Consider the following 6,695-nt stretch of genomic DNA (forward strand, 5'->3'; position numbering starts at 1 on the left):
CCACCCCGCCGCCGCAGCCGCCCCCGCCGCCCGGCCCCGACCGCAGCTGCGCCCGGCGACGACAACGGCAGCCCGCAACACCGCCCCCCGCCCGCCCCACGAGCAGTCCTCGTGGGCCGGGCCGGTCTGGGCGTGTCCCGCGCCCATGTCCGCCGGTGCGGCGATCACCCGGTCGAGCGGTCACCCGACATGACCATCCCGGACGATCGTTTCGCCCCGCACCTACGGTGGTCCGTCATCCCCGAAGGGGGGAGCTCAGAGCGCGACGCCGTGCGCCCGGAGGTAGGCGACCGGGTCGATGTCCGAGCCGTACTCCGGCCCGGTGCGGATCTCGAAGTGCAGGTGCGGGCCGGTCACGTTGCCGGTGGCACCGGACAGGCCGAGCTGCTGGCCGACGGTCACGGACTGGCCGACCGTCACGCCGATCGAGGACAGGTGCGCGTACTGCGCGTACTTGCCGTCGGCGAGCTGGATCTCGACCTCGTTGCCGTAGGCACCGCCGTTGTCGGCCTTCACCACGACGCCGTTGGCGACGGCGCGCACCGGGGTGCCGGTGGAGGCGACGAAGTCCTGGCCGGTGTGGTGGCCGGAGGCCCACATCGCGCCGGCGACGCCGTAGGCCTCGCCGAGCACCGGGTTGGCGAGCGGGGCGACGTAGCCGGAGGCGGCGGCGACCGGAGCGGCGGCCGGAGCCTGCGCGGGCTGGGCCACGGTGGCCTGGACCTGCACCTGGGCACCCGGGGTGGCGGCCTCGGTCTGGACCTGCACCCGCGGCTTGGCAGCCGGGGCGGCGGGCTTCTGAGCGGGAGCGGCCGGGGCGGCCGGGGCGGCCTGGGCCGCGATCGCGAGCGACTGACCCGGGAAGATCAGGTTCGGGTTGGCGCCGACCACGGAACGGTTGTGCGCGTACAGCGCCTGCCAACCGCCCTCGACGTGCTTGGCGTCGGCGATCTTCGAGAGGGTGTCACCGCTGACGACCCGGTAGGAGGCGTCGCCCTGGGCGGCGGCCGGAGCGGCCGGGGCCGAGGCCGCGGCGGCCGGAGCGGCGGGGGCGCCGGGGGCGGTGTGGGCCTGGGCGCTCATCGCGGTGACGAGCGGGAGGGCGAAGGAGACACCGGTGACGGCGGTCGCGATGCCGATGCGGGCGGCGCGGGGCAGGGTGATACGACGAGCCTGAGCAGGCATGGAAGTTTCCTCTCCGACGCCTGCGAGGTGAGCTGTCGGGTTCGGGCTGGAGTTGCCCGGCCGCATGCGCGGCTTCACCCCGAGCCGGCCCTGGAACTTCCGCGCAAACAGCGCGAATTCCGGTCCGGCGACTTACCTGTGGGTCCCCCGCTCCTGCCGTACAGAGTTCAGTGCGAGCCACCGGGCAGCGGCAGGACTCGGCGTTCCACCCGGTGGATCCGTCCGGGCTGGCCGGTCGGTCGCTGAACTAAAACTCATCCGTCCGGGTGAAGCAATGTCGATCTCTTGAACCCACAACAACCCCACCCGCCACGATGACGCTCCGAATGATCCGGAATACGGTGCGTGCACAATCCATTCACTGCCCGCAGCGGATCAACGACCCTCCGCCGACGAGCCGACCCCTCCGTGACCACACGATCACCCACCGCACCCCCCGGACGCACCACCGGTGACCCTTGTCACGTGCACCCCGCCGGGCGGAGGATCGGGCCGTGGCCACAACCAACGCCGGCTCCTTGCGCCTGGGCACCGCGCAGGGACGCTGGGTCCTCCTGGCAACAGTGCTCGGCTCCAGCATGGCGATGCTCGACGGCACCGTGGTGAACGTCGCCCTGCCCCGCATCGGCACCGACCTCGGCGCCACCCTCGCGTCCCTGCAGTGGACGCTGAACGCCTACCTGCTGACGCTCGCCGGGCTCATCCTGCTCGGCGGCGCGCTCGGCGACCGCTACGGCCGGCGCCGGGTCTTCCTGCTCGGCGTGGTCTGGTTCGCCGTCGCCTCCGCGGCCTGCGCCGCCGCGCCGAACATCCAGGTGCTGATCGCCGCACGCGCCGTCCAGGGCATCGGCGGGGCGCTGCTGACGCCCGGTTCGCTCGCCATGCTCCAGGCGGTCTTCCACCCGGACGACCGCTCGGCCGCGGTCGGCCTGTGGTCCGGCCTCGGCGGCGTGTCGGCGGCCGTCGGCCCGTTCGTCGGCGGCTGGCTCGTGGACGGCCCCGGCTGGCGCTGGATCTTCCTGCTCAACCTGCCGCTCGCCGCCGCCGTGATCGCGGTCGCCACCCGCTACGTCCCCGAGAGCCGGGACGAGAGCGCCACCGGCCGCTTCGACGTGCTCGGCTCGGTGCTCGCCGCCCTCGCGCTCGGCACCTTCACCTACGCGCTGACGGCGGGCGGCGAGGGCCTGTCCCCCGTCGTCTGGGTCACCGGCGTGCTCGGGCTCGTGCTCGGCGCGGCCTTCATCGTCGTCGAACGCCGCGCCCCCGAACCGATGCTGCCGCTCGGGCTGTTCTCCTCGCGGCTGTTCACCGCCGTGAACCTCGTCACCCTCTGCGTGTACGCGGCGTTCAGCGGCGTCTTCTTCCTCCTGGTCGTCCAGTTGCAGATCGTCGCCCGCTTCTCGCCGCTGGTGTCCGGCCTGGCCCTGGTGCCGATCACCGTGCTGATGCTCGCGCTGTCCTCGCGCGCCGCGCGGCTCGGCAAGCGGATCGGCCCGAGGATCCCGCTGACCGTCGGCCCGCTGCTGTGCGCCGCCGGGGTGCTGCTGATGCTGCGCGCCGGCGCCGGCTCCTCCTACTGGGCGGACGTCCTGCCCGCCGTCACGGTGATGGGCTGCGGCATGACGCTGCTGGTCGCCCCGCTGACGGCGACCGTCCTCGCGGCCGTCGAGGTGCGGCACGCGGGCATCGCGAGCGGGGTCAACAACGCCGCCGCCCGCGCGGCCGGCCTGCTCGCGGTCGCCGCCCTCCCGGCCCTGGCTGGCCTGAGCGGCGACGCGTACCGGGTGCCGGCCGCGGTCGACAATGCCTTCCACACCGCGATGCTGATCTGCGCCGGGCTCCTGACGGCCGGCGCGATCACCGCCTTCGTGACCATCCGCGGCAACGTGCTGGCCCCCGAGGACCACCCGGTCGCGGAGCCGGACACCGAGTGGTGCTGCGGCACGACCCCGCCCCTCGACCCCGGCCACGTCCACACGCACGAGGGCCCCGCCACCGGTCCGGCAGCAGGGCCCTCAAAAACCTGACGCTGCGTCAGAGAATGTCACCGGGGGCGTACTTGGCCGCCTCCGGGTAGGCCGCGGCGACGGCCTCGACCAGCCGGACGACCTCGGCGACCTGCGCACCGGCCGCGCCGGTGAACGAGAGCCGGTCGGCCAGCAGCGCGTCCAGCGCGGCGCGGTCCAGCGGGATCCGCTCGTCGGCGGCCAGGCGGTCCAGCAGCTCGTTCTCGCGGGCGCCGGCGCGCATCGCGAGCGCGGAGGCGACGGCGTGCTCCTTGATGACCTCGTGCCCGGTCTCCCGGCCGACACCGGCGCGCACCGCGCCCATCAGCACCTTGGTGGTGGCGAGGAACGGCAGGTAGCGGTCCAGCTCGGCCTCGACGACGGCCGGGAAGGCGCCGAACTCGTCGAGGACGGTCAGGAAGGTCTCCAGCAGGCCGTCGAAGGCGAAGAACGCGTCCGGCAGCGCGACCCGGCGCACCACCGAGCAGGAGACGTCGCCCTCGTTCCACTGGTCGCCGGCCAGCTCGCCGGTCATCGACGCGTAGCCGCGCAGGATGACGGCCAGGCCGTTGACGCGCTCGCACGAGCGGGTGTTCATCTTGTGCGGCATCGCGGAGGAGCCGACCTGGCCCTCCTTGAAACCCTCGGTGACGAGCTCGTGGCCGGCCATCAGGCGGATGGTCTTGGCCAGGCTGGACGGCGCGGCGGCGAGCTGGACGAGGGCGGTGAGCACCTCGAAGTCCAGCGAGCGCGGGTAGACCTGGCCGACGCTGGTGAGCACGTTCTCGAAGCCGAGGTGCCCGGCGACCCGGCGCTCCAGCTCGGCCAGCTTCTCGGTGTCGCCACCCAGCAGGTCCAGCATGTCCTGCGCGGTGCCGACCGGGCCCTTGATCCCGCGCAGCGGGTAGCGGGCGATCAGCTCCTCCAGGCGGCGGAAGGCCACCAGGAGCTCGTCGGTGATCGACGCGAAGCGCTTGCCCAGCGTGGTGGCCTGCGCGGCGACGTTGTGCGAGCGGCCGGCCATGACCAGCTCGGAGTGCTGCGCGGCCAGGCTCGCGAGGCGCACCAGCACGGCCACCGTGCGGTCGCGCACGTGCTCCAGCGACTGACGGACCTGAAGCTGCTCGACGTTCTCGGTCAGGTCCCGCGAGGTCATGCCCTTGTGGATCTGCTCGTGCCCGGCGAGCTCGCTGAACTCCTCGATGCGGGCCTTCACGTCGTGGCGGGTGATCCGCTCACGGGCGGCGATCGAGCCGAGGTCGACCTGGTCGATCACCCGCTCGTAGTCGGCGACGGCGTTCGCCGGCACCTCGACGCCGAGGTCCTGCTGGGCCTTCAGGACGGCGAGCCACAGGTGGCGCTCGAGGACCACCTTGTGCTCGGGGGACCAGAGCTGGGCCAGGGTCGCCGAGGCGTACCGGGAGGCCAGGACATTGGGGATCTGGGGCTTCGCGCTCACGCTTCGCAAGCCTAACAGCCGAGGTCACGCCCACTGCAGCCGCCGGCGCGCTACGCCCGTAGAGCCCTGGCGTTACTGCGCGCCGCCCGTCCGGCCCGCCAGCACCGGCAGCACCTGCGAGCAGATCGAGTGCAGCGCGACGCGCTGCTCGTCCGTCATCGCCTCGAAGGCCTGGTGGGTGCGCGCCATCTCGCCGCGGATGCGGGTCAGGATGTCCCGGCCCTGCTCGGTGATCACGACGATCTTCACCCGCCGGTCGCCCGCCGCCGCCTCGCGGTGGGCGAGCCCGAGCGACTCCAGCCGGTCGACGATCCCGGTGACGTTCGAGGCGTCACAGCCCAGCCGCCCGGCCAGCGCGCGCATCGGCACCGGCTCCTGCACCGCGCCGAGCGCCTTGGCCTGCGAGGAGGAGAGCCCGTGCCGGGCCGCGGCCGCCGCGAAGTCCTGGAAGTAGGCGGCACCGACGGCGGCCAACACCTCCATCAGCTCGGCGTTGGTCGGTACGGTCGTCGTCGCTGTCGAACCCATGGGACCAGCGTACGGCCGAGTGCTTCAGCAACTCAAGCTTTGACCACGGCAACCGTCACGGAATCAACCGCTCAGAGCACCAACTGGTCGAACAACCGCCGGAGCTCGGCCTCCGGGTCCGCGGTCAGCCCCGTGTGCACCGGCCCCGGCTGGACGACCGCACTGCGCGGCGCCGTCAGCCACCGGAAGCGCTGCCCGGGACTGTCCGACGCCGCAGGACCGGCCTGCGAACCGCCCGCGCACACCGCCTCGATCCCGTACAGCGCCTTCCGCACGCCGTGCACGTCCGCGACCGGGTCCAGCGCCAGCAGCCGGGCCTGGTCCAGGTGGGTGCGCGCGGCCAGGTGCGCGTTCTGCCGGCAGTACAGCAGCACGCCGACGTTGACGCACTCGCCGCGCTCGACCCGCGGCACCGCGCGGATCACGGCGTACTCGTAGTCGTGCAGTTCGACGGTCATGCGGGCACCTCCGGCAGCCAGTCGCGCGGACCGGCCAGTCGAGCGGTCAGCTGGGCGCGGTACGCGGCACGCACCGCGTCCGGCGAGTCGAAGCCCGGCTCGTCCGCCAGCCAGACGTCCGGGATCCGCGCCACGGCCTGCTCGACCGCCGCCTCGGCGAGCGGCGCGAGGTCCTTGTCCGCGGCCGCGAGGTCCGGCCCGGAACGCAGCAGCGCGTGGTCGGAGGCGTCGTACGGACGGCGGATCCACGCGGCGGCACCCGCCCAGTTGTGGTGGAAGATCAGGCTCGCGCCGTGGTCGATCAGCCGCAACCCGCCGGTGGCGACCAGCAGATTCGGATTCCGCCACGACCGGTCGACGTTGCCGATGAGCGCGTCGAACCAGAGCACCCGCCCGGCCAGGCCCGCGTCGACCTCGAAGCACAGCGGGTCGAAGTTGAGCGCCCCGCTGACGAACGCCATGCCGAGGTTGGTCCCACCACTGGCCCGCATCTGGTCCTGGACCTGCGGATCCGGCTCGCTGCGCGCGAGCACCGGATCCAGGTCGACGGTCACCAGCTCCGGTACCGGCAGCCCCAGCCGCCGCCCCAGCTCACCGGCCAGCACCTCCGCGACCAGCGCCTTGCGCCCCTGCGCGGCACCGACCCACTTCAGCGCGTACAGCCGCCGGTCGTCGGCCTCGACCAGGCCCGGCATCGAACCGCCTTCTCGCAGTGGCGTCACATACCGGACCGCCGTCACCTCAGGAAGCACACCCCCAACCCTATCGGTGCCCCACCCCCCAGTCCCACCCCATCCCCTGCCCCGTCGCCTCCCCACCCCCACCCCATCCCCCTCGCCTCCCCCTCCCCACCCCATCCCTCATCCCCATGCCCTCCTCCCCGCCCCTTCCCTCCTCGTCGCCGCACCAATGCACCCACCCCAACCACCCCCTCCCCCTCATCCCCCACAGGCGAGAGGGCCGGGCTGCGGGAGGGGGTGGCGGAGGGGGTGGCCGCGGAGAGGGGCGTGACGGGTGATTTTCAGACTGCCAACGGCGAGAACACCCCACCCACAGAGT

The 6,695-nt window shown here is 73.2% G+C and carries 7 protein-coding genes and 1 riboswitch; of the genes, 2 read left to right on the top strand and 5 right to left on the bottom strand.

Features of this window, described 5'->3' with window-relative positions; genetic code table 11:
- Positions 1-193 (top strand): hypothetical protein (locus tag ACFXDE_RS43525; protein WP_380499751.1); only part of this gene is annotated, 193 nt, incomplete at its 5' end.
- Between the two features lie 62 nt (positions 194-255).
- Here ACFXDE_RS43525 and ACFXDE_RS43530 read toward each other — a convergent pair.
- Positions 256-1,185: a peptidoglycan DD-metalloendopeptidase family protein gene (locus tag ACFXDE_RS43530; RefSeq protein ID WP_380499752.1), complete on the bottom strand. Its 930-nt coding sequence runs from the start codon at positions 1,183-1,185 to the stop codon at positions 256-258.
- Positions 1,186-1,187: 2 nt separating this feature from the next.
- Positions 1,188-1,368, bottom strand: a riboswitch (cyclic di-AMP (ydaO/yuaA leader).
- A 311-nt stretch (positions 1,369-1,679) separates the two neighbouring features.
- Between ACFXDE_RS43530 and ACFXDE_RS43535 the strand changes: the two genes are divergently transcribed.
- On the top strand, positions 1,680-3,212 hold the full coding sequence (locus ACFXDE_RS43535; protein WP_380444897.1) for a DHA2 family efflux MFS transporter permease subunit: 1,533 nt from the start codon (positions 1,680-1,682) through the stop codon (positions 3,210-3,212).
- 7 nt (positions 3,213-3,219) lie between these two features.
- Here the strand turns inward: ACFXDE_RS43535 and purB are convergent, their stop codons facing one another.
- The 4 genes from purB to ACFXDE_RS43555 form a co-directional block, all read right to left on the bottom strand.
- Positions 3,220-4,650, bottom strand: coding sequence for an adenylosuccinate lyase (gene purB / locus ACFXDE_RS43540; protein ID WP_380444896.1), 1,431 nt, complete (start codon positions 4,648-4,650; stop codon positions 3,220-3,222).
- 72 nt (positions 4,651-4,722) lie between these two features.
- On the bottom strand, positions 4,723-5,178 hold the full coding sequence (locus ACFXDE_RS43545) for a MarR family winged helix-turn-helix transcriptional regulator (RefSeq protein WP_380444895.1): 456 nt from the start codon (positions 5,176-5,178) through the stop codon (positions 4,723-4,725).
- Positions 5,179-5,249: 71 nt separating this feature from the next.
- Positions 5,250-5,636, bottom strand: a complete 387-nt coding sequence (locus ACFXDE_RS43550; RefSeq protein WP_380444894.1) for a DUF3037 domain-containing protein — start codon at positions 5,634-5,636, stop codon at positions 5,250-5,252.
- Positions 5,633-6,388, bottom strand: coding sequence for a HipA family kinase (locus ACFXDE_RS43555; protein ID WP_380499753.1), 756 nt, complete (start codon positions 6,386-6,388; stop codon positions 5,633-5,635). The genes ACFXDE_RS43550 and ACFXDE_RS43555 overlap by 4 nt, the downstream gene beginning before the upstream one ends.
- Positions 6,389-6,695 lie beyond the last annotated feature (307 nt).

Origin of the sequence: Kitasatospora sp. NPDC059408, from assembly GCF_042751525.1 — a bacterium.
Taxonomy (GTDB): domain Bacteria; phylum Actinomycetota; class Actinomycetes; order Streptomycetales; family Streptomycetaceae; genus Kitasatospora.

Bases quoted from the DNA above. Each gene is read 5' to 3' on its own strand.
- ACFXDE_RS43545 (WP_380444895.1), bottom strand. From the start codon at position 5,178: ATGGGTTCGACAGCGACGACGACCGTACCGACCAACGCCGAGCTGATG.
- ACFXDE_RS43530 (WP_380499752.1), bottom strand. From the start codon at position 1,185: ATGCCTGCTCAGGCTCGTCGTATCACCCTGCCCCGCGCCGCCCGCATC.
- ACFXDE_RS43550 (WP_380444894.1), bottom strand. From the start codon at position 5,636: ATGACCGTCGAACTGCACGACTACGAGTACGCCGTGATCCGCGCGGTG.